This is a genomic window from Cryobacterium sp. Y62, assembly GCF_002929785.1.
Lineage (GTDB): Bacteria > Actinomycetota > Actinomycetes > Actinomycetales > Microbacteriaceae > Cryobacterium.
The window spans coordinates 55,738-75,821 of the sequence record NZ_PJJK01000115.1; the positions used below are offsets into that span (position 1 = coordinate 55,738).

A 20,084-nucleotide genomic window follows, 5' to 3' on the forward strand; every position below is an offset into this window, starting at 1 on the left:
TTCACTTGCACTGTTTGCGGAGGGCGTGGGATTCGAACCCACGAGACATTTCTGCCCACCAGTTTTCAAGACTGGCTCCATCGGCCGCTCGGACAGCCCTCCCGGTTTGCCCATTCCCAGCACGAAAATGCCCTGCCGGGAAGAATTGGGCGAACTGGCCCGATTCTAGCCGATGGCAGACTGCTCAGGCTGACAGAGATGCCTGATAAACGGCTGGATGCCCGTCAGAGTGTGCGCAACACAGTGGCAAGGCCGTCGCTGGTCACGTTTCCGGTAATCTCCGACCCGGCGGCGAGAACGTCATCGGGCGATTCGCCCATGGCCACGCCGCGACCGAATTCGGCGGCCCATTGCAGCATGTCAATGTCGTTGCGCCCGTCGCCGACGGCCATGACGCGTTCACGCGGAACACCGACGGCCACGCGCACCCGCTCCATCGCCGTCGACTTGTTGACGCCGTCGGGAGCGATGTCGAGCCAGGCGGTCCACCCGATCGCATAGCTCACCCGGTTCAGCCCCATGCGCTCGACCACCTGGAGAAAATCCTCCATGTCGTGGTCGGGCGAAATGACGACCACGCGGGTCGCCTGGTGCTTCAGCAGCTCGTCAAAGTCGACCCGTTCACTGTCCATACCGATGGTGGCATCGGGAATCGGTTCGGTGTAGCGGTAAAAGCCATGCTCGTCTTCGACGGCGAACCGGGCCGAGCCAAGGTGCGCCCGAATGGAGGTGAGCACATCGCTCGGGTCGAAGGTTTCAACCCATTCACGGCGGTAACCGAGCGGTGCCGTGTCGTCGCGGTGCATGGTGATGGCACCGTTGGAGCAGACCACGTAGCGCGGCGAGATTCCGAGCCGGCCGAGCACCGGCAGGGCAGCGGCGGCCGAGCGCCCGGTGGCGAGCATGACCTCGTGGCCGGCCGCGGCGAGCCGGGCGACCTCGTCAATCACGGACTGGCTGATCGAGCCGTCCTCGTGCATCGTGGTGCCGTCAATGTCGAGGGCGACGAGCCACGGCTCTTCGCTGACCATCGACGTCACTTCGCGCCCTTCACGGCAAGCGGCGTGAGCACCTCGAGGCCGCCGAGGTACGGCCGCAGCGCCTCTGGGACCAGCACCGAGCCATCCGCTTGCTGGTGGGTTTCGAGCATCGCGACGAGCCAGCGCGTGGTCGCAAGCGTGCCGTTGAGGGTCGCGACCGGCGCGGTCTTGCCCGATTCGGTGCGATAACGGATGTCCAGCCGGCGTGCCTGGTAGGTGGTGCAGTTGCTCGTGCTGGTGAGCTCGCGGAAAGCATTCTGGGTAGGCACCCAGGCCTCGATGTCGAACTTGCGGGCGGCGCTTGAGCCGAGGTCGCCGGCGGCGACATCGATCACCCGGTAGCTCAGGCCGAGAGACTGCAGCATGCCTTCCTGCAGGGCGACGAGGCGATCGTGCTCGGCCTCGGCGTTTTCAGGCAGTACATAGGTGAACATTTCGAGCTTGTTGAACTGGTGCACCCGAATGATTCCGCGGGTGTCTTTGCCTCCCGAACCGGCCTCGCGACGGTAGCAGGTGCTCCAGCCGGCGTAGCGTAGCGGTTCCTCGGAGAGGTCGAGGATCTCGTCCTTGTGGTACCCGGCGAGCGCGACCTCGCTCGTGCCGGTGAGGTACAGGTCGTCGGCGGGCAGGTAGTAGACCTCATCGTTGTGTTCACCGAGGAAGCCGGTGCCGTCCATGATCTCAGGGCGCACGAGCGTGGGGGTGATGAGCGGTACGAAGCCGGCGTCGAGCGCCCGGTCGAGCGCCATGTTCATGAGTGCGATCTCGAGGCGTGCGCCGATGCCCTTGAGAAAATAGAACCGGGTACCAGAGACCTTGGCGCCGCGAGCCATGTCGATGGCGCCGAGCAGCTCGCCGAGCTCGAGGTGGTCGCGCGGCTCGAAGTCGAAGACTGGGGCTTCGCCGTGGGTGCGCAGGGTCACGAAGTTGGCCTCGTCACCGGCTGGGACACCGTCGATGATGGGGTTGGCGATGGTCTTGACGATCTTGCTGAAGCGTTCCTCGGCCTCAGCTGCTACGGCGCCAGCGGCCTTCACTTCTGCAGCGAGACCGCGCGCCTCGGCGACGAGGGTCTTCTTCTGCTCGGGCGGGGCCTGGGCTACCGTCTTGCCGAACAGGTTCTGCCTCGCGCGCAGATCTTCAAACGCAGTGATGGATGCGCGGCGCTGCGCGTCGGCGGTGAGCGCGACATCCACCGCTTCAACGGAGTCGCCACGGGCCTCCTGCGAACGCTTGAAGAGGTCAGGGTTTTCGCGTAACAGCACCGGATCAATCACCCGGTCAGTCTACAAGTGCACACGGACGGGTAAACGCGGAGTCAACCCAGTAGCCTAGGCCTCGTGACCGCCTCCGAACGCCTCGATCAGCACGCCGCCGTCGTCTATAATCCAGCGAAAGTTGACCTCGCCAAACTGCGAGCGAGCGTGGCCGCGGCCGCGCAGTCCGCTGGCTGGGGTGAAACACAGTGGTTCGAAACGAGCAAGGACAACGTCGGCCAGGCGGCCACCAAACAGGCGCTCGACGCTGGCGCTTCGATGGTGCTCTCGGCCGGCGGCGACGGCACGGTTCGCGCGGTAGCCGAGGCGCTGCGTGACTCCGGCGTGCGCATGGCGATCGTGCCGTCGGGCACCGGCAACCTGCTCGCGCGCAACCTCGATCTGCCCCTCGGCAGCGTCGACGCTGCCACCGTGATCGCATTCGGCGGCGCGGACAAGTCCATCGACCTCGGCGTCGCCAGCGTCACCACCGAGGCCGGCGCGGTCGAAGAACACGTTTTTCTGGTCATGGCCGGGCTCGGACTCGACGCGCAGATGATCGCCCACACCCGGGACGACCTCAAGAAGCAAGTGGGCTGGCTCGCCTACGTTGACGGGGTGGCGCGGGCGCTGCCGAAGGCGCGGCCATTTCGCATCCGCTACAGCGTTGCTGGGCGCACCGCCCGCCCGGCGCAGGTGAGCGCCATTCTCGTCGCCAACTGCGGGCTGCTGCCGGGCAACCTGCAGTTTCTGCCCGATGCGCGCCTCGACGACGGCATTCTCGACATTGCCGTGCTGCAGCCCAAGGGCATGCTCGGCTGGCTGACCATCTGGCGACGGGTGACCTGGGAGAACGGCGTGCTGCGTCGCTCGGCGGTGGGGCGACGCATGATTGCGGCTACGGAGTCATCGAATGAGCGCGTGATGACGACCCTGCGCGGGCCCGATATTCGCATCGCTCTTGAGCACCCCCAGGATTTCGAGCTCGACGGCGACGAGTTCGGGCTGGTGCAGAAGGTGCGGCTACACGCCGATGCTGGCGCGCTGATCGTGCGCGTGCCGGCCTGAGTGAGATGGCCTGAGTGAGATGGCTGAGCTAGCTATAGGCGCGACGATCGGGAACGCCACCGCAGGGCGTGGACGAACAGCAGGCCCACAACGGTGAGTAGACCGGTGGAGATCATTGCGGGCGCGAGAGCGTAGATCAACTGCTGCATCACCATCTCGATGGGTACCTCCGCACTCGAGGATCCCGCGAAGCCCGAGCTGAAATAGGTGGCAGTAATCGTGCGCACCTGCAGGATCATCCCGCCGATGATGAGGGCTGGCCCAAGAATCCACAAGGCGATGATGAACGGATTACGCGGCTCGTATTGGTCGAGAGGCTCGTCGTCGTCAGCTGTGCCGTCTGCAGGCACGGGAAGCGCGCCCGAGTCGCGCCCGTCTGTACCAACGGATGCTGCTGGCTGGTTGGGAGAGGTAGGCGCGAACAGTTCGGTCATCTTTGAGCTACCGGAATCCGCCGAGTCACCGGGCTCATAGCCACGCTGATACCGGGCATCGTGATTCGGGTCAAAGCGCGGGTCGGTCATTGGGTGGGCTCCCCCGCGATCAGCCCACGCAACCAGTCGCGGGCCTCGATGAAGATGCCGTCGTCGTAGCGGGAGGTGAATTCGATCGGCCGCTTGTCAGCGCGCGGATACGACCCGAGAAAGATCACCTTGGGGCTGAACCGGCGCAGGCCGAGCAGGGCGTCGGCGACCCGCTCGTCAAAGATGTGCCCCTCGGCGTCGACGACGAAGCGGTACCGTCCAAGGGAATCACCGATCGGCCGGGACTGGATGAGACTGAGGTTCACGCCGCGGGTGGCGAACTGCTCGAGCATGTCGAGCAGGGCACCGGAGCGATCGCTCGGCAGCTCGATGATGAGACTGGTCTTGTCGGCGCCGGTCGGCGCGGTGAGTTCGGCGGTGCGGCCGACCAGCACGAACCGGGTGACAGCGTTGGGGTTGTCCCCGATATTCGAGGCGAGAACGACGAGGTCGTGGTGCTTGTCGATTCCGGGCGGGGCGATCGCGGCATCCGCTTGATCGGTGTCCAAGAGGGCGGAGGCAGCGGCGACGTTGCTCGATGCGGGGATGTGGCCGTGGCTCGGCAGGGTCTGTTCGAGCCAGATACGGCACTGCCCATAGGCGACCGGATGCGCGTTGATGACGCGCACGTCGTCCAACGTTGTGCCGGGGCGAGCGACCAGTACGAAGTTCACCGGCACCAAGTATTCGCCGATGATGCGCAGGTTCGGCACGCTCGCGAGGGCATCCTGCGTGGCCGTGACTCCGCCGTCGACCGAGTTCTCAATGGCGATCATTGCCGCCACGCTACGGCCGCTCGTGACATCGGCGAACGCCTCACCCACATTGTTGACCGGACGCCAGATCTGGCCGCGGGCGCCGGGTACCTGGGCGAGCGCCGCTTCGGTAAAGGTGCCGGCCGGGCCGAGATAGCTGTAAGTCTGGGTGTGGGACGGATTCGGCGAGTCGGGCATGGCTGACAGCCTACTGGGGATGCCAGACTGTGCTCATGAGCGAACGCGCGGGCACCCCAGCCCTGGAATCTGATTTGATCAACGTTGATGGGCTGGTCAAGGCCTATTACGACCTGAAACCGGATGTCGCGGTGCCGGCCCAGCAGGTCGTCTTCGGCACCTCCGGACATCGCGGCAGTTCGCTGAACACCGCGTTCAACGAGGATCACATCAGCGCCACGACGCAGGCGATCGTGGAGTATCGCGCCGGTCAGGGCATCACCGGCCCGCTGTTCATTGGTACCGACCCGCACGCCCTGAGCGGCCCGGCCTACACGACCGCCCTGGAGGTGCTCGTCGCCAACGGCGTGCGCGTGATCGTGGACGAGTTCGACGACTACGTGCCCACTCCCTCCCTGTCGCACGCAATTTTGGCCTACAACAGCGGCGAGCACGGCGACCTGGCCGACGGCATCGTCGTCACCCCGAGCCACAACCCACCGATGGACGGCGGTTTCAAGTACAACCCGCCACACGGCGGTCCGGCCGACAGCGATGCCACCTCGTGGATCGCCAACCGGGCAAACGAGCTCATCGCTCATGGTCTGGATGGCGTACTGATGAGCGAACCCAGCGCCCTGGAAACCTATGACTTTCGCGGCAACTACGTGAACGACCTCGAGAACATCATCGACATGCGGGCGATCCGCACCAGCGGAATCCGCATCGGGGCCGACCCGCTCGGCGGCGCGAGCGTGGGCTACTGGGGTGCCATCCGTGACCGCTATGAGATCGACTTGGTCGTGGTCAACCCGAAAGTCGATCCGACCTGGCGCTTCATGACCCTGGATTGGGACGAGAAGATTCGCATGGATCCGTCGAGTGCGTCGGTGATGGCATCCGTTGTCGCGCACAAAGACGAGTACGACATTCTGACCGGCAACGACGCCGATGCCGACCGGCACGGCATCGTCACGCCCGACGGCGGCCTGATGAACCCGAACCACTTTCTGGCCGTCGCCATCGATTACCTGTACAGCCACCGCGAAGGCTGGAAGCCCGACGCCGCGGTCGGTAAAACCCTCGTCTCGTCGACGATGATCGACCGGGTCACCGGCTTTCTCGGCCGCGACCTGTGGGAGGTTCCGGTCGGCTTCAAGTGGTTCGTGCCCGGTCTCATCGACGGTTCCGTCGCTTTCGGCGGTGAAGAGAGCGCCGGAGCGAGTTTCGTGCGCTTCGACGGCACCGTCTGGACCACCGACAAAGACGGCATTCTGCTCGCCCTACTCGCCTCCGAGATTCTCGCGGTGACCGGCAAGACCCCGAGCGAGCGCTACACGGAACTGACCGAGCACTTCGGCGCGCCTTCTTATGCGAGAGTGGATGCCGCGGCCACGCCCGCGCAGAAAGCCGCCCTGGCCAAGCTTGACGGCTCGATGATCACGGCCACCGAGCTAGCCGGCGAGAAGATCACCGGCGCGTTCAGTGTTGCTCCCGGCAACGGCGCTGCCATCGGCGGAGTGAAGGTCACCACCGAGAACGCCTGGTTTGCGGCCCGGCCGAGTGGTACCGAAGACGTCTACAAGATCTACGCCGAGTCTTTTCTCGGCGACGAGCACCTGCGCCAAGTTCAGCTTGAGGCCAAAGTTATCGTCGACACGGCGATCGCTTAACCCATGCTTTCGGTGCAGCGGTAACGCTTCGCCCGAAGCAGAATGGTTGGGTTTTCGAGATTTCTTCCGCTGACCGGAATCACTGACAAGCTCGATCCAAGGGCCTTTCCAAAGAGACCGCCGTCGGAACCGACGCCCACGATTTCAAAAGGTGTGGGAGCCGTCAAGGGACGCTCCAGTAGTACGCCGTGCCGCCCGGGTGGTCCTCCGTGATCGCCGTGTCGACCGAGCGGTAATCGGAATTTAGGGTGTGCCCGGCAAACGAAATTGAGATGGCGTCCCCCGTACGCTCGACCTTCGAAACGATGCCGGTGTGATCGCGGTCGCCGGTGTTGTCCCAGTCGAACTGCACGATGTCGCCGACCTTGACCTGGTCGCGCTGCTGATCGGTGAGGGCCGTGGCTTTGCCTGTGGCGGCAATATACTTCATGAAGGCCGTCGAGCTGCGCCAGGCGGCGGATGCGTCGTAGGCGTTACCGTTCTTCGGGCTCGACCAAACATCGTCCATGGTCCAGCCGCGGGCGATCATGGCCTGGCTGGCGAAGTTGACGCAATCGTTGATGCCGAGCACGCCCCAGTCGGCGGAGTTGTAGTCTTTCTCGTCCCAGTGCGCGAGCACGTAGTCCAGCTGCGCCGATACTTCGGCGCTGAGTGCCGGCCCCGATTCGACCTCAACCGCATCGACCGGGTCTGTGGGGGTGGCGCGGTCCGTTGCGGCGGGGGTGGCGGCATCCGTTGCTGGCGCCGTTGTATGCGCGGTAGTCGAGGGCGCGTCGGGACCTTCGATGGCCTGCACGACGAGCGCGGTCGCACCGACCGCGAGCACGGCTCCAACGGCTGCCGTCAGGCCGAGTCGTTGCCACCGGGTCAACTGCACAGGATACTCACTTCGTTCGAGGGCGCTTCGGTTTTTTTGGGGGGCGGGGTTAGACGCTGAAGGCAGCGCTGAGATAGAGCGCGACCGCCGCGAGGGCGACGAGGACCCCAACAATGAGAACGCCGATCAGGAACCGACGCCGGGTACGCCGCTGGTCGGCGTCCGTGGGTTCGTTGTTCTGCAACATGATTCGAGCTTAGCGTCGGGGGCTTTCAGAGTCCTGAATGCCGCCCGCCGACTCGCGGCACTCGTTACGGATCAGCGAAGCTGTGGCACGACCTCGGCGGCGAACCAGTCGAGGTGCTCAAGGTCGTACAGGTCCATGATCTGCAGGTAGACGCACTCGACGCCGGAATCGGCGAGGGTACCGAGCCGGTCGACGATCTCGGATGCGGTGCCGGCCAGGCCGTGCTCTCGCAGTTCGGCCGGCTCGCGACCCACGGCGGCGGCCCGGCGGGCGAACTCTGCCTCGTTTGAGCCACCGACGGCGATCAGCGCCACCGAATAGCTCAGCTCTGCTGGATCGCGGCCGATGGCATCGCAGGTCGCGCGCACGCCGTCATATTTGGCTCTGATCTGGTCGAATTCGGGGAACGGCAGGTTGAACTCGGTCGCGAACCGGGCAGCGAGGGCCGGGGTGCGTTTCGCGCCGCCGCCCCCGACGATCACCGGAACCCGCACCTGTGTGGGCTTGGGCAGGGCGGGCGAATCGACCAGGGTGTAGTGCTCGCCCGCGAAGTCGTATCGGGCTCCGACCGGCGTGTTCCACAGGCCGGTGATCACCGCGAGCTGCTCTTCGAGCATGCCAAACCGCTTGGCCGGAAAGGGAATACCGTAGGCGAGATGCTCCCGCTCGAACCAGCCGGTGCCGAGTCCGAGCTCCACTCGTCCGCCCGACATCTGGTCGACCTGCGCGACCTGAATGGCCAGAATGCCCGGCGGCCGGTAGGTCACCGAGGAGACCAGGGTTCCCAAACGGATGCGTTTCGTCTCGCGCGCCAACCCGGCGAGGGTGGTCCAGGCATCCGTCGGGCCGGGCAGGCCATCGCCGTCGCCCATAACCTGGTAGTGGTCGCTGCGAAAGAAGGCGTCGAAGCCGAGTCGCTCGGTGGCCTGCGCGACGGCCAGAACGTCGTCGTAGGTGGCGCCCTGCTGGGGCTCGGTGAAAATGCGAAATCTCAAAGGTCTTCCTTACATCACGGGGCGGGTCGCGACACATGGTTGAGAAGCTGGCACGGGTTTGAACCCGTGCCGGTTTCTCAAACGAGTGCCACGAGGGTGGTTCGAGTCAAGCGTCAGGGTTTAGAAATTCAACGCCCGGCACCAGCTCGAACCGTGCCCGCATCACGGCAAGCGCCTCGGGGTTCTGGTCGACCAGCACGAAGCGGCGGCCGAGGGCGGCCGCGACGGCACCGGTGGTGCCGCTGCCGGCGAAGAAATCGAGCACCCAGTCGCCCTCACGGCTGGACGCCTGGATGATGCGCCGTAGAATTCCGACCGGTTTCTGGGTGGGGTAGCCGGTTTTTTCCTTGCCGGTGGGCGAGACGATCGTGTGCCACCAGACATCCGTCGGCAGTTTGCCCTTGGCCACTTTTTCGGGCGTGACCAGGCCGGGCGCCATGTACGGCTCGCGGTCGACGGTCGTGGAGTCGAAGTAATACCGGGCCGGATTCTTCACATAGACCAGAATCGTGTCGTGTTTGGTGGGCCACTTATTCTTGGACTTGGCGCCGTAATCGTAGGCCCAGATGAGCTCGTTGAGAAAGCATTCCCGGCCGAACAGGGCATCGAGCAGTACCTTGGCGTAGTGCGCTTCGCGGTAGTCGAGGTGCAGGTAGAGCGTACCGTCGTCGGCCAGTAGCCGCCAAGCCTCGATCAGACGCGGCTCCAGAAAAGCCCAATAGTCCTCGAACTTGTCATCGTAGCCGAGCAGGTCGCCCTTGATGCGCTCGTAACGCTGGCCTTTGAACCCGGTGATCGTTCCGGTCGCATGGGATCCGTCGGTGGCGACCGAACGCACCGAGGTGGTGGTCTGACGTTTCTGTGACCGACCAGTGTTGAACGGCGGATCGAGATAGATCAGGGTGAAGGCGCCGCCCGGCAGGCTAGGCAACACCTCAAGGTTGTTGGCGTGGATGACACGGCTCGGGCTGGTCGGCGTCCATGCATTTGGCATTTGTCTATTCTTTCAGCCTCCGCGCCGTCTATCGGCATAGTCTGTGGGGATGACTGCTGAATCGACGACCATTCACTCGCAGGATCTTCCGGGAGTAGGTCTGCTCCGGGTGCGCCACAGCCCGGAACAGAACCGATACACGGTTTGGCTCGACGACGACAGCGTCGGCCTGGCCGACTACGTCACCACAAAATCCGCGGTGCATTTCACGCACACCGAGGTCGACGCGACCCGGCGCGCCCACGGTTTGGCGAGCATCCTGGTCGAGCAGGCGCTCGACGACGTGCGCGTGCGCACCGACTTGGCCGTGGTAGCCGACTGCTCCTATGTTGCGCACTGGATCGACACCCACGCGGAATACCAAGACCTGTTGACACGAGGCCGGTAGGTGCTTTTCGACGCGCGCATGCGTGCGCGAGCGGATGCTGGCGGCCGCGCCGCGGGCATCCGCTCGCCGGGGCTGGGGTAACCGCCCGCCCGTCAGGGAACCCGGGTTAGCCATTCCTCCGTGCTGAACTTATTTGCGACGAGCTCGGTGGCCTTGGCATATTCCTCGGCGGTGACGTCACCCTCGGTGGCGCCGTAGAGGCCGGTGAAAGTCTGCTTCATGCGGTCGATGATCGCAGCGCGGCTCAGGCCGGTCTGGCTGCGCAGAGGGTCGACGCGTTTGGCAGCGCTCGTGATGCCCTTGTCGCTGAGCTTTTCGCGGCCGATGCGCAGCACCTGGACCATTTTTTCGCCGTCCATGTCGTAGCTCATGGTGACGTGGTGCAGTACGGCGCCGCTGCCGAGCCGTTTCTGAGCGGCCCCGCCGATCTTGCCGGTCGGGCTCGTGATGTCGTTGAGAGGCTGGTAGTGCGCGTCGATGCCGAGCGATTTGAGCGCGGTGATGACCCACTCGTCGAGAAATGCGTAGGAGTCGGCGAAGCTCATACCCTGCACGAGGTCGGTCGGCGCATAGATCGAATAGGTGATGACCGAGCCTGCCTCCATGAACATGGCACCGCCACCGCTGATGCGCCGCACCACGGTGAAGCCGTACTTCGCAGCGTTCTCGGGGTCGACCTCGTTCTTGAGCGACTGAAAACTGCCGATGACGACGGCCGGTTCGTTCCACTCCCAGATGCGCAGAGTGGGTTGGCGGCGTCCCTCGCCAACCTCGATCGCGAGCACCTCGTCGAGGGCCATTTGTAGCACGGGGGCGACCGGCGTCTGCGAGTGGATGACCTGCCAGTCGTAGTCGCGCCAGGTGCTCGCCTGGGCGAGCGACCGACGAATGGCAACCGCAACAGCCTCCGACGAGAAGCCGAGCAGAATCGCTCCGGCCGGCAGCGCGCCACGCACGGCGTCCGCGATCGCGGCGGATGTGCTGCCGGCAGGCACGCCGTTCACCGCCGCGTTGATGTCTTCAAGGGCATCGTCGGGCTCGAGAAAGAAATCCCCAGCCAGACGAAAATTAACGATGACATCGTCGACGACATCGAGATCAACGACGACCAGTTTGCCGCCCGGAACCTTATATTCACCATGCATGGTTCCAGCCTACGGCTTGAATCGTTCGTCGAGCCAGGCGACGAGGTCACCGATGACCTCGTCCCGGTTGGTCTCGTTGAAAACCTCGTGTCGTGCACCCGGGTACACGATCAATTGCACGTCGCGCAGCCCTGAGCGCTTAATGTACGCGTTCACCAGTTTGAGCGCACTGCGTTCGCCCCCGACGGTGTCGTCACCGCCGACCAACACGAGCAGGGGTAGCTCAGATGGCAGATCACGGGCCGGGCGCCCGAACATGCGTGCGGCCTCGCGCACGCCGAACAGCTTCGCGAGCGGTGTCGCAGTGGTCAGCGGGTCGGCCACGAAGGCTGCGGCGACCGCTGGGTCCCGGCTGAGCCATTCGACGCCGGTAGATCCGAGCGTTTTATGTTTGCGGTTGAGGTCGCCGCCGTCGAGGTAGCCGGGCCAGCGGTAGGCGCTGCCCGAGAGCACGATCGCGTCATACTCAGCAGCGTGCGCGTTCACAATCATTTGCACCATGAATGATCCCCAGCTGTGTCCGAGCAGCACGAGGGGGAGGTTTTCATGCTGCGAACGGATGATTCCGCTCAGTTGATGCACGCCGGCCACCGCCGCGCGCAGCCCGCCAACGCCGAGCCGGCCGAGCAACGCGCGGTCGCCGCCGTGCTGGTCGAGTCCGGTCTGGCCGTGTCCGAGGTGGTCGTCGGCATAGACGGCATAACCGGCCTGGTTGAGGTCGGCGGCGAGCGCCGCATAGCGCTGGGCGTGTTCGCCGACGCCGTGGGCGATCTGAATGACGGCCTTGGGGGCGTCGACCGGCCAGACGTAGTAGGTGAAAACCAGGCCAGAGGCATCCGTATATGTAGGCACGAGGCCAGTCTGCCGTGTTTGGCGCCGGTGGCCTGAAAAAATGTACTTAGCAAGGCTAATTTGCTATGCTAAGGATATATGGAATCCCGCATGCACCCGAAGACCGCCGCCCTCAGCACTATCAAGGCCCAGCCGTCCGCGGCACACAACACCGCCGAAATCAGCCACGAGTTTCGCCTGGCGAACGGCCGCCTCGCCCGTCGGCTGCGCCAGGAGAAAGCTGAGAACGAACTCGGCAGCGGCCAGTTCTCTGCGCTCGGCGTGCTCTACGTTCACGGCCCGCTCACACTGACTGAACTCAGCGAGTTCGAGCGGGTGACCCCGCCGTCGATGACTCGCACGGTGAAATGCCTGGTCGATGCCGGTCTCGTCACCCGCACCGATTCAACCCTCGACGGGCGCAAAATTGTACTCAGCACAACGGATGCCGGTGCCGAGATGATGACCGAAACCCGCAAGCGTCGAGACGCCTGGCTGGTGCAGCGCATTGCCCAGCTCAGCTCCGAACAGCACCGCGTGCTCGCCGATGCAACTCTGATCATGAAGGAGCTCGCCGACAGTTGAGTGCCATGTTTCGCTCGCTGAGCGTCGTCAATTATCGCATCTGGTTCGCTGGGGCTCTGGTGTCGAACATCGGTACCTGGATGCAGCGCACCGCCCAGGACTGGATCGTGCTGACCCAGCTCACCGACTACGACGCTACAGCCGTGGGCTTCACCATGGCTCTGCAACTCGGCCCGCAGTTGCTGCTCATGCCTTGGTCCGGCCTCATCGCCGATCGGTTCAACCGGCGCAAGCTACTCATTCTCACCCAGACCCTGATGGGACTGCTTGCCCTCGGCCTGGGCATTTTGACCGTGCTTGAGGTCGCCCAGCTCTGGCATGTCTACCTGTTCGCTTTCGGTCTCGGCGTCGTCGCCGCCATCGACGCGCCGGCCCGTCAAGCCTTCGTCTCTGAGCTCGTCGCCGAAGACCAACTCTCGAACGCTGTCGCGCTCAACTCGGCATCGTTCCACGGCGCACGGCTGATCGGTCCCGCCGCGGCCGGCCTGCTCACGGTCGCCGTCGGCGCCGGCTGGGTCTTCATGATCAACGCGGTCACCTTCGCCGCGACCGTCTTCGCCATGACGCTGCTGCGCACCCACCAGCTGCGTCGCCAGCCGAAGATCTCCCGCGAAAGCGGTCAGCTTCTGGCCGGTTTTCGCTATGTGCGCGGCAGGAGCGACATCATCGTCGTCATGATTGCGGTCTTTCTCATCGGCACCTTCGGCCTCAACTTTGCCATCTTCACCTCGACCATGGCGACGATTGAGTTCGGACAGGGGGCAGCGGAGTTCGGTCTGCTCAGCTCGATCATGGCCATTGGTGCCGTCATCGGCGCACTACTCGCCGCCCGGCGCAGCCGCGCACGGATGCGTCTCGTCGTGCTGGGTGCTGCCATGTTCGGTCTGGCCTGCGGGCTGTCGGCCATCATGCCGACATATGCCACTTTCGCCATTTCTCTCACCCTCGTCGGCCTGTCGTCGCTGACGCTCATGACCACCGCGAACGCCTACGTACAGACAACCACCCGACCCGAGATGCGCGGCCGCGTGATGGCGCTCTACATGGCAATCTTCGTCGGCGGCACTCCTCTCGGCGCCCCGCTCGTCGGCTGGGTAGCCGATGCCTTCGGCCCCCGTTGGGCCCTCGGCCTCGCCGCGGTCTCGGGCCTGTTGGCCGCACTGGTCGTGCTGTTTTGGATGGTGCGGTATCGCCGACTGCGGGTGCAGGTGCATCCGTTCACCGCGCCGAGGGTGCGCGTGCTGCACGCTGGCGACGGGCGCGAGGTGCCGCCGGTGCGGCCGAGTCGTCGCGGCGGAACCGCCGTGCTGGAGCGGTCGAACTCAGACGACGAGCCCGATCTGGGCCGAGAGCGCGCCGCCGAGCACAATCGCGAGACCGCCACGCGGGAGATCGCAATCATCGAGGCGACGGTTCCGCGCTAGCCCTGTGAGTTCCGGGCCCGGGCCCGGAACTCAATTTCAGACGGTAGCCGCACGCGTCAGTGCCGGATCGAGATTTCGCTTGACGCAGTGATCGCGCCAGCTATTTTATCGAGGGCACCGACTGGGCACTCACCGCTCCGGAGGGCTTAGCGCACCCCGCCCATCAGGCGCAGCACCGGACGCGCGATCAGGGCGAGCATGAGCCCCAGCATGATAGCGATGCCGCCGAGAACACCGAAATAGAGTCGCTCCGGCGCCGTCGCGTACCAGGTGGCGAGCACCCCCGACACGGCGGATCCGAGCGCGACCGAAAGAAAGAACAGCGCCACCATCTGAGTCTTGAAGACCTCCGGTGCGAGCTTGGTAGCAACGGAGAGCCCGACCGGTGAGAGCAGCAGCTCCGCAACCGTGAAGATCAGCAGGATTCCGATCATCGCCAGGAGTGGCGTCGAATTCGCGGCACCGCCGGCGAACGGCAGGAACAGCAGGAAGGCACCGCCCATCACCGCGGTTCCCACCGCGAACTTGATCGGCGTGGAAGGCTGCCTCGAGCCCCACTTGGTCCACAGGGCGGCAAAGATGCCGGAGAGCACGATGATGAAAACGGGGTTGATGGACTGCACCCAGGACACCGGCATCTCCCAGCCGAACAGCTCACGGTTGAGTCGCTCGTCCGAGTAGATCGTGACGACCGTGAATTGCTGCTGGTACAGAGACCAGAACGCGGCGCTGGCAATAAAAAGCGGGATGAAGGCATAGACCCGTTTGCGCTCTACGGTCGTGATATGGCGGTTCGAAAGAATCACCACGAAGTAGGCGACCGTTGCGACGATCGTCAGCGCGATCACGATAGTGACCAAATTGCTCGCGGTAATCACTCCGGTGAGCTCGAGCACGACGATGACGCCGAGCGCCAGAATCGCAAGGACGATGTATCGGGACCAACGTGAACGCGGCAGGGGATCGGGAACCCGCCGGGCGGCATCCGGTAGTCGCTTGCGGCCGAGAGAATACTGGATGAGGCCGATTGCCATGCCAACGGCAGCGAGGCCGAACCCGAGGTGGAAACCGACGGTCGTCTGCAACAGTCCGGTGAGGATCGGTCCGGCGAACGCACCGAGGTTGATGCCGAGGTAGAACAGTGAGAATCCCGCGTCTCGCCGCGGGTCATCCGACGCATAGAGCGTGCCAACAACGGACGTCGCGTTCGCCTTGAGTCCACCGCTGCCAACTGCCACCAGGATAAGGCCGGCGGCCAGCCCACCGACTCCGGGCACGCTGGCCAGGGCGATGTGGCCAAGCATGATGACGATGGCACTGTAGAACAGCACCCGCTCCGAGCCGAGGAGACGATCGGCGATCCAAGCGCCGAGGATCGTCGAGAGGTAGACCCCACCACCGTACGCGCCGACGATGCCGGCCGCCGTAGCCTGTGCAATTCCGAGACCGCCGTCGGCCGCCGAAAAGTACAGGTACAACAGTAAAATGCCCTGCATGCCGTAGAAGGAGAAACGTTCCCACATCTCGACGCCGAAGATGTTGGCAAGCGAACGCGGTTGTCCAAAGAAAGCTCGATCATCGTGGACAGCAGCGTGATCAACGTCTTTGCTCATGCGCCAATATTATCAATCGCCCCCGGAGAGAACATCGTCCGGCTTCAGCCGGAGCAGAAAGCACTTCCTCGGAATCCCTGAGACGGGCACGGGATGACCCAGGCGACCTCGCCGCCTTACACACCGCCCCTCGGCTGTTGAGCAGAGCATTTCTCCGGTCGTGCTCGCAGCATCGGTGTCGGTCTAGGCTTGACCGATGAGCCCCGAAATACTGCGCGTCAGCCTGCCCGAGCCCCAACTGCGCGCCGCCCTCGGCGATCTGCCCGACGGCGTCGAGATCATCGAGTGGGCGATGGAAGGCCCAGCACCGGTTCCCGAGATCGATATCGTCGTCACGCCGTACATGGGCAAAACCGACCGGCTGGCCCACCTCGCCGGAGTCAATACCAGGCTCGTGCAGAGCCAGTCCATCGGCTACGACGGTGTCGACCGGGTGCTGCCAGCCGGGCACGTCTACGCCAACGCGGCCAGCGTGCACGAAACTTCTACCGCCGAGCTCACCCTCGCGCTCATCCTGGCCTCCCAGCGAGGCATTCCCGACTTCGTGCGCGCCGCCGATGTCGGTACGTGGGCGGCACCCTCGCACCATGCGAGCCTCGCCGATCGCACCGTTCTGCTGCTCGGCTACGGCGGCGTCGGCCACGCCATTGAGACTCGGCTGCTCGCCTTCGAAACCACCGTCATCCGGGTCGCCCGCACGGCCCGCAACGATGAGCGCGGCATGATCTATAGCTTCGAGTCCCTACCCGAGCTGCTTTCGAGGGCCGATATCGTCGTGGTCGGCGTGCCGCTCACGACGCAGACCACCGGCATGGTCGACGACGCCTTCCTGTCGCAAATGCAAGACGGTAGCTTGCTCGTCAACATTGCCCGCGGTCAGGTCGCCGACACGGATGCGCTACTCGCACACGCCACCAGCGGCCGCCTGCGGCTCGCGCTCGACGTGACCGATCCGGAGCCGCTGCCGGCGGGGCATCCGCTTTTCGCGCTGCCGAACGTGATTATCTCCCCCCACGTTGGGGGCGCCTCAAGCGCGATGCTGCCACGCATGGCCCTGCTCGTTCGCCACCAAATAGAGCGAATACTGCGCGGCGAGAGCCCCGTCAACGTCGTGCTGACGCGTTAGTCGGGCAGAGCGCGACCCGCCGCGACCGTAGGCTGGGAACATGGTCTCAGCACTCACTCCGGCACGCCTGGATGACATCGAAGAAGCACTCAAGAACGTTATGGATATCGAGATCGGCATCAACGTCTTTGACCTCGGCCTGATCTACGGCCTGGCCTGGGACGACGACACCGATACGCTCGTCATCCAAATGACCCTCACCTCGGCCGGCTGCCCCGAGCAAGAGGTGCTCACGGAACAGACCGAGCAGGCACTCATCGGCGTGGTCGAACGCCATCGGATCAACTGGGTCTGGATGCCGCCGTGGACTCCCGACAAAATCACCGACGACGGGCGCAGCATGATCAGCGCTCTTGGGCTGAGGATGTAAGTACCCCCACGGTCTACGCGGCTGGCGCAACCCGGCCATGTGCTGCTCTCGCGAACAAATGACTGATTCCCACGCGCGGTGGAGGCGGACGTCTCTCGGCCCTGATTCGCCTGGGCGGCGCGAGACGCGCGTCGCGCTGCTGCTTGGTGCGCCCGGGTGGCAGGCCAGGCGCGTGTGCACCAAGCGGGTGCTCCCGAGCTTTGACGGATTTGCCTATCGCGCGAGCGGGTGGTGATCGTGTAACCTGTGGTCAGACCACATGTCACCGAGAGGACCCTATGACCGCCCCACGCGCCTGGCAGGTCGTACTCGACGCGGTCGAACGCGATCTGCTCGACGGTCGGCTCAGTCCCGGGGACCATTTACCGCCCGAGCGCACCCTTGCCGCCGACCTCGGCGTCGGCCGATCCAGCGTGCGCGAGGCCCTGCGCGTGCTCGAAGTGCTCGGTCTGATCCGCACGGCGGTCGGATCGGGTCCCTCAGCGGGCGCGATCATCGTCGCCCGACCCGGCGGCGGCATGTCCGCGCTCATGCGCCTGCAGGTCGCGGCCCAGGGCTTTGCGGTGGCCGACGTGGTCAAAACCCGACTCGTGCTCGAAGGCTCGATCGTCACCGACCTCGCGACCGGTGATTCCCCCGACCTGGCCTCCTCCGTGCAGATCCTCACCGCGATGGAAGGCCAGCCCCTCACCGAAGCCGAATTTCTCGCCCTCGACGCGGCGTTCCACCTCTCCCTCGCCGAAGCGAGCGGCAACCAGGTCGTCACGGCGACCATGGCTGGCCTCCGCAGCGCGATCGAGGGGTACGCGCGGGCCGGTGCGGCGGGCCTGCCGAGCTGGCCGGCAACATCCGCTCGACTGATGCTGGAGCACCGCGGCATTCTCGCTGCCATTCTCGCCGGTGAAGCGGATGCCGCCCGCCTTGCGATGCACACCCACATCTCCGGTTACTACGCCGAAACCCACCTGCGCGATCACTAGAAAAGGACGACCATGGTTCAACGACGCATCCCCAAGATTAAAGATCTCGCCCCGCTGATGAAATTCAAGAGCCCGGAGTTCAACGCGAGGAAGCGCCGACTCGCTGCGGCGCTCACGATCGCCGATCTGCGCGCGATCGCCCAGAAGCGCACCCCGAAGGCAGCCTTCGACTACACCGAGGGCGCCGCCGAAGCCGAAATCTCGCTCGGCCGGGCCCGCCAGGCCTTTGAAGACATCGAGTTTCACCCCTCGATTCTGCGCGACGTGTCGACCGTTTCGACCGGGTGGGACGTGCTCGGCGGCCCGGTCGCACAACCGTTCGGCATCGCGCCGACCGGATTCACCCGCATGATGCAGACCGAGGGTGAGATCGCCGGGGCGCACGCGGCGGCCAGGGCCGGAATCCCCTTTGCGCTGTCGACCATGGGCACGACCTCGATCGAAGATGTGAAGGCCGCCAACCCGAGCGGCCGCAACTGGTTTCAGCTGTACATGTGGAAGGACCGCGACCGCTCGATGGCGTTGGTCGATCGGGCCGCGAAGGCCGGTTTCGACACGCTTCTGGTGACCGTCGATGTGCCCGTGGCAGGTGCTCGGCTGCGGGACAAGCGCAATGGTTTCTCGATTCCGCCGGCGCTCACGCTCGGCACGGTCGTCAACGCGCTGCCGCGCCCGGAGTGGTGGATCAACTTTCTCACCACCGAACCGCTCGCCTTCGCGAGCCTTGACCGTTGGAGCGGCACCGTCGCCGACCTGCTCGACACGATGTTCGACCCGACCGTGGACTTCGAGGACCTCGCCTGGATCAAGGCGCAGTGGCCGGGCAAGGTCGTCGTCAAGGGTGTGCAGAATCTTCAGGACGCCAAGCGCCTCGTCGATCTTGGCGTCGACGGCATCACGCTTTCGAACCACGGTGGCCGCCAACTTGATCGGGCGCCGATTCCGTTCCACCTGCTGCCGCAGGTCGCGCGTGAGGTCGGTGCGCACACCGAGGTGCACCTCGACACTGGCATCATGTCAGGAGCCGACATCGTGGCCTCCGTCGCGCTCGGTGCGCGCTTCACCATGATCGGCCGCGCCTACCTCTACGGCTTGATGGCCGGCGGCGAGGCCGGCGTCGACCGCACCATTCAGATTCTGTCGGAGCAGGTCAGCCGCACGATGCGGCTGCTCGGCGTGAACTCGCTCGAAGAGCTGAACCCCGGGCACGTGACGCAACTGGCCCGCCTGATGCCGGTCGCCGCCCCGATGGTCGCCTCGGCCGAGGCTGTTCCGGCACGGAAGGCGCCGGTGCGCAAGGCTCCAGTACGCGGGGCCCCAGTACGCGAGGCTCCAGTACGCACAGCCGCCGCGCCGAAACAGAGCGTCAGAGCATCCACTGCCGTCACGGGCACGCCGGTGAAGCGTGCGCCAAAGAAGGCGACCCCGACGGCATAGCCGTAGCCGCGGGCGGTGCAACCTGGCCCGGGTTTGCGCCGCCAGCTTATGGCCGTTTGACCCGATGCGCCGCGAGGCGGCGTTCAGATTCGTCGAGGTCGATGACTCCCTCTGCGACGCCGATCACGAAATCGAAACCCTCGTCGGCGGTGAAATCGTGGGCATAGCCGTTGATCCAGAGAGAGCACCATGAGGGTCCAGCCGGTGCGCTTGTTTCCATCGACGAGCCAATGATTGCGAACGAGCGATTCGAGCAGGGCTGCGGCCTTGCGGTCAAAGGTCGCGTAGGCATCCGTTCCGAACATGGACGCAGACGGCCGTGCCAGCGCAGACGCAAGCAGGCCGCCGTCCTGGACGTAGAATCCGTACCGCTCACTCACCTGAAGCGCGTCAGCGACCTCCAGGTAACGCGTCATGCGTCTTCGAGCCGCTGCAGCAACTCGGCGTCGTGGGTCAGCACGAACTGCAGGCCCGACTCGATTTCATCTCGACGCGAGTAGCGATCGACAACCAGGGTTGCGCCCTGCAGGAGCAGTGCGTGCTTCGATACGTGTTGTGCCGTCGCGAGCTCTTCGAGCTGACGATCGAGTTCCTCCGGGATGCGCACATTGATAGCCATACCAAAATGGTAGTAGGCCC

The 20,084-nt window shown here is 64.8% G+C and carries 22 protein-coding genes, 1 tRNA gene and 1 pseudogene; 9 read left to right on the forward strand and 15 right to left on the reverse strand.

Annotation, left to right across the window (positions count from 1 at the left end):
- Positions 1 to 17: 17 nt before the first annotated feature.
- From CXY71_RS14445 to serS, 3 genes are all read right to left on the reverse strand, one after another.
- A tRNA-Ser gene (locus tag CXY71_RS14445) sits at positions 18 to 102 on the reverse strand.
- A 122-nt stretch (positions 103 to 224) separates the two neighbouring features.
- Positions 225 to 1,031: an HAD family hydrolase gene (locus CXY71_RS14450; RefSeq protein WP_104136933.1), complete on the reverse strand. Its 807-nt coding sequence runs from the start codon at positions 1,029 to 1,031 to the stop codon at positions 225 to 227.
- A 5-nt stretch (positions 1,032 to 1,036) separates the two neighbouring features.
- Positions 1,037 to 2,317, reverse strand: coding sequence for a serine--tRNA ligase (gene serS / locus CXY71_RS14455; RefSeq protein ID WP_104136727.1), 1,281 nt, complete (start codon positions 2,315 to 2,317; stop codon positions 1,037 to 1,039).
- Positions 2,318 to 2,380: 63 nt separating this feature from the next.
- Between serS and CXY71_RS14460 the strand changes: the two genes are divergently transcribed.
- Positions 2,381 to 3,364: a diacylglycerol kinase family protein gene (locus CXY71_RS14460; RefSeq protein ID WP_104136730.1), complete on the forward strand. Its 984-nt coding sequence runs from the start codon at positions 2,381 to 2,383 to the stop codon at positions 3,362 to 3,364.
- A 32-nt stretch (positions 3,365 to 3,396) separates the two neighbouring features.
- Here the strand turns inward: CXY71_RS14460 and CXY71_RS14465 are convergent, their stop codons facing one another.
- Both CXY71_RS14465 and pheA read right to left on the reverse strand, forming a co-directional pair.
- Positions 3,397 to 3,888, reverse strand: coding sequence for a hypothetical protein (locus CXY71_RS14465; protein ID WP_104136733.1), 492 nt, complete (start codon positions 3,886 to 3,888; stop codon positions 3,397 to 3,399).
- Positions 3,885 to 4,841: a prephenate dehydratase gene (gene pheA / locus CXY71_RS14470; RefSeq protein ID WP_104136736.1), complete on the reverse strand. Its 957-nt coding sequence runs from the start codon at positions 4,839 to 4,841 to the stop codon at positions 3,885 to 3,887. The genes CXY71_RS14465 and pheA overlap by 4 nt, the downstream gene beginning before the upstream one ends.
- 35 nt (positions 4,842 to 4,876) lie before the next feature.
- On the opposite strand from pheA, the gene pgm reads away from it, so the two are divergent.
- A complete protein-coding gene (pgm, locus tag CXY71_RS14475; RefSeq protein ID WP_104136738.1) occupies positions 4,877 to 6,493 on the forward strand; it encodes a phosphoglucomutase (alpha-D-glucose-1,6-bisphosphate-dependent) in 1,617 nt (538 codons plus the stop codon).
- Positions 6,494 to 6,656: 163 nt separating this feature from the next.
- Here the strand turns inward: pgm and CXY71_RS14480 are convergent, their stop codons facing one another.
- The 4 genes from CXY71_RS14480 to CXY71_RS14490 form a co-directional block, all read right to left on the reverse strand.
- A complete protein-coding gene (locus CXY71_RS14480) occupies positions 6,657 to 7,364 on the reverse strand; it encodes an amidase domain-containing protein (protein ID WP_233204651.1) in 708 nt (235 codons plus the stop codon).
- A gap of 55 nt (positions 7,365 to 7,419) precedes the next feature.
- On the reverse strand, positions 7,420 to 7,557 hold the full coding sequence (locus CXY71_RS21175) for a hypothetical protein (protein ID WP_158253108.1): 138 nt from the start codon (positions 7,555 to 7,557) through the stop codon (positions 7,420 to 7,422).
- Positions 7,558 to 7,628: 71 nt separating this feature from the next.
- On the reverse strand, positions 7,629 to 8,552 hold the full coding sequence (locus CXY71_RS14485) for an LLM class F420-dependent oxidoreductase (protein ID WP_104136742.1): 924 nt from the start codon (positions 8,550 to 8,552) through the stop codon (positions 7,629 to 7,631).
- A 106-nt stretch (positions 8,553 to 8,658) separates the two neighbouring features.
- Positions 8,659 to 9,546: a site-specific DNA-methyltransferase gene (locus CXY71_RS14490; RefSeq protein ID WP_104136745.1), complete on the reverse strand. Its 888-nt coding sequence runs from the start codon at positions 9,544 to 9,546 to the stop codon at positions 8,659 to 8,661.
- Between the two features lie 49 nt (positions 9,547 to 9,595).
- Here CXY71_RS14490 and CXY71_RS14495 point away from each other — a divergent pair, with 49 nt between their 5' ends.
- Positions 9,596 to 9,934 (forward strand): GNAT family N-acetyltransferase, encoded by a 339-nt coding sequence (locus CXY71_RS14495; RefSeq protein ID WP_104136748.1) that lies wholly within the window; start codon positions 9,596 to 9,598, stop codon positions 9,932 to 9,934.
- A gap of 92 nt (positions 9,935 to 10,026) precedes the next feature.
- Here CXY71_RS14495 and CXY71_RS14500 read toward each other — a convergent pair whose 3' ends face one another.
- Positions 10,027 to 11,079, reverse strand: a complete 1,053-nt coding sequence (locus tag CXY71_RS14500) for a biotin/lipoate A/B protein ligase family protein (RefSeq protein WP_104136751.1) — start codon at positions 11,077 to 11,079, stop codon at positions 10,027 to 10,029.
- A 9-nt stretch (positions 11,080 to 11,088) separates the two neighbouring features.
- The gene (locus tag CXY71_RS14505) at positions 11,089 to 11,931 is read right to left on the reverse strand and encodes an alpha/beta fold hydrolase (RefSeq protein WP_104136753.1); all 843 of its coding nucleotides are present in this window, start codon (positions 11,929 to 11,931) and stop codon (positions 11,089 to 11,091) included.
- A gap of 90 nt (positions 11,932 to 12,021) precedes the next feature.
- Between CXY71_RS14505 and CXY71_RS14510 the strand changes: the two genes are divergently transcribed.
- Both CXY71_RS14510 and CXY71_RS14515 read left to right on the forward strand, forming a co-directional pair.
- On the forward strand, positions 12,022 to 12,495 hold the full coding sequence (locus CXY71_RS14510) for a MarR family winged helix-turn-helix transcriptional regulator (RefSeq protein WP_104136936.1): 474 nt from the start codon (positions 12,022 to 12,024) through the stop codon (positions 12,493 to 12,495).
- A complete protein-coding gene (locus CXY71_RS14515) occupies positions 12,492 to 13,919 on the forward strand; it encodes an MFS transporter (protein ID WP_199184318.1) in 1,428 nt (475 codons plus the stop codon). The genes CXY71_RS14510 and CXY71_RS14515 overlap by 4 nt, the downstream gene beginning before the upstream one ends.
- A 146-nt stretch (positions 13,920 to 14,065) precedes the next feature.
- Here CXY71_RS14515 and CXY71_RS14520 read toward each other — a convergent pair whose 3' ends face one another.
- Positions 14,066 to 15,532: a peptide MFS transporter gene (locus tag CXY71_RS14520; RefSeq protein ID WP_104136758.1), complete on the reverse strand. Its 1,467-nt coding sequence runs from the start codon at positions 15,530 to 15,532 to the stop codon at positions 14,066 to 14,068.
- 196 nt (positions 15,533 to 15,728) lie between these two features.
- On the opposite strand from CXY71_RS14520, the gene CXY71_RS14525 reads away from it, so the two are divergent.
- The 4 genes from CXY71_RS14525 (at position 15,729) to CXY71_RS14540 (ending at position 19,445) form a co-directional block, all read left to right on the forward strand.
- The gene (locus CXY71_RS14525) at positions 15,729 to 16,658 is read left to right on the forward strand and encodes a 2-hydroxyacid dehydrogenase (protein WP_104136760.1); all 930 of its coding nucleotides are present in this window, start codon (positions 15,729 to 15,731) and stop codon (positions 16,656 to 16,658) included.
- A gap of 40 nt (positions 16,659 to 16,698) precedes the next feature.
- Positions 16,699 to 17,028 carry a metal-sulfur cluster assembly factor gene (locus tag CXY71_RS14530; protein ID WP_104136763.1) on the forward strand — a complete coding sequence of 110 codons (330 nt, stop codon included), beginning with the start codon at positions 16,699 to 16,701 and terminating at the stop codon, positions 17,026 to 17,028.
- A 278-nt stretch (positions 17,029 to 17,306) separates the two neighbouring features.
- Positions 17,307 to 18,008: a FadR/GntR family transcriptional regulator gene (locus CXY71_RS14535; protein ID WP_104136766.1), complete on the forward strand. Its 702-nt coding sequence runs from the start codon at positions 17,307 to 17,309 to the stop codon at positions 18,006 to 18,008.
- A gap of 12 nt (positions 18,009 to 18,020) precedes the next feature.
- Positions 18,021 to 19,445: an alpha-hydroxy acid oxidase gene (locus tag CXY71_RS14540; protein WP_104136768.1), complete on the forward strand. Its 1,425-nt coding sequence runs from the start codon at positions 18,021 to 18,023 to the stop codon at positions 19,443 to 19,445.
- Positions 19,446 to 19,491: 46 nt separating this feature from the next.
- On the opposite strand, the gene CXY71_RS22690 is transcribed toward CXY71_RS14540, so the two are convergent.
- From CXY71_RS22690 to CXY71_RS14550, 3 genes and pseudogenes are all read right to left on the reverse strand, one after another.
- Entirely contained in the window at positions 19,492 to 19,665 is a 174-nt protein-coding gene (locus CXY71_RS22690; protein ID WP_368665892.1) for a hypothetical protein, read from the reverse strand.
- Positions 19,666 to 19,684: 19 nt separating this feature from the next.
- Positions 19,685 to 19,861, reverse strand: a pseudogene (locus CXY71_RS22695) (death-on-curing protein); the annotation flags it as partial.
- Positions 19,858 to 20,064 carry a ribbon-helix-helix protein, CopG family gene (locus tag CXY71_RS14550; RefSeq protein WP_233198200.1) on the reverse strand — a complete coding sequence of 69 codons (207 nt, stop codon included), beginning with the start codon at positions 20,062 to 20,064 and terminating at the stop codon, positions 19,858 to 19,860. The pseudogene CXY71_RS22695 and the gene CXY71_RS14550, both read right to left, overlap by 4 nt.
- Positions 20,065 to 20,084 lie beyond the last annotated feature (20 nt).

Excerpts from the sequence above, each read along its gene's own strand:
- CXY71_RS14495 (WP_104136748.1), top strand. The coding sequence starts at position 9,596 with ATGACTGCTGAATCGACGACCATTCACTCGCAGGATCTTCCGGGAGTA.
- pheA (WP_104136736.1), bottom strand. The coding sequence starts at position 4,841 with ATGCCCGACTCGCCGAATCCGTCCCACACCCAGACTTACAGCTATCTC.
- CXY71_RS14550 (WP_233198200.1), bottom strand. The coding sequence starts at position 20,064 with ATGGCTATCAATGTGCGCATCCCGGAGGAACTCGATCGTCAGCTCGAA.
- CXY71_RS14530 (WP_104136763.1), top strand. The coding sequence starts at position 16,699 with ATGGTCTCAGCACTCACTCCGGCACGCCTGGATGACATCGAAGAAGCA.
- CXY71_RS14525 (WP_104136760.1), top strand. The coding sequence starts at position 15,729 with ATGAGCCCCGAAATACTGCGCGTCAGCCTGCCCGAGCCCCAACTGCGC.
- CXY71_RS22690 (WP_368665892.1), bottom strand. The coding sequence starts at position 19,665 with ATGGAAACAAGCGCACCGGCTGGACCCTCATGGTGCTCTCTCTGGATC.
- CXY71_RS14465 (WP_104136733.1), bottom strand. The coding sequence starts at position 3,888 with ATGACCGACCCGCGCTTTGACCCGAATCACGATGCCCGGTATCAGCGT.
- CXY71_RS14535 (WP_104136766.1), top strand. The coding sequence starts at position 17,307 with ATGACCGCCCCACGCGCCTGGCAGGTCGTACTCGACGCGGTCGAACGC.
- CXY71_RS14540 (WP_104136768.1), top strand. The coding sequence starts at position 18,021 with ATGGTTCAACGACGCATCCCCAAGATTAAAGATCTCGCCCCGCTGATG.
- CXY71_RS14490 (WP_104136745.1), bottom strand. The coding sequence starts at position 9,546 with ATGCCAAATGCATGGACGCCGACCAGCCCGAGCCGTGTCATCCACGCC.
- CXY71_RS14450 (WP_104136933.1), bottom strand. The coding sequence starts at position 1,031 with ATGGTCAGCGAAGAGCCGTGGCTCGTCGCCCTCGACATTGACGGCACC.
- CXY71_RS21175 (WP_158253108.1), bottom strand. The coding sequence starts at position 7,557 with ATGTTGCAGAACAACGAACCCACGGACGCCGACCAGCGGCGTACCCGG.
- CXY71_RS14520 (WP_104136758.1), bottom strand. The coding sequence starts at position 15,532 with ATGAGCAAAGACGTTGATCACGCTGCTGTCCACGATGATCGAGCTTTC.
- CXY71_RS14510 (WP_104136936.1), top strand. The coding sequence starts at position 12,022 with ATGCACCCGAAGACCGCCGCCCTCAGCACTATCAAGGCCCAGCCGTCC.
- CXY71_RS14500 (WP_104136751.1), bottom strand. The coding sequence starts at position 11,079 with ATGCATGGTGAATATAAGGTTCCGGGCGGCAAACTGGTCGTCGTTGAT.
- pgm (WP_104136738.1), top strand. The coding sequence starts at position 4,877 with ATGAGCGAACGCGCGGGCACCCCAGCCCTGGAATCTGATTTGATCAAC.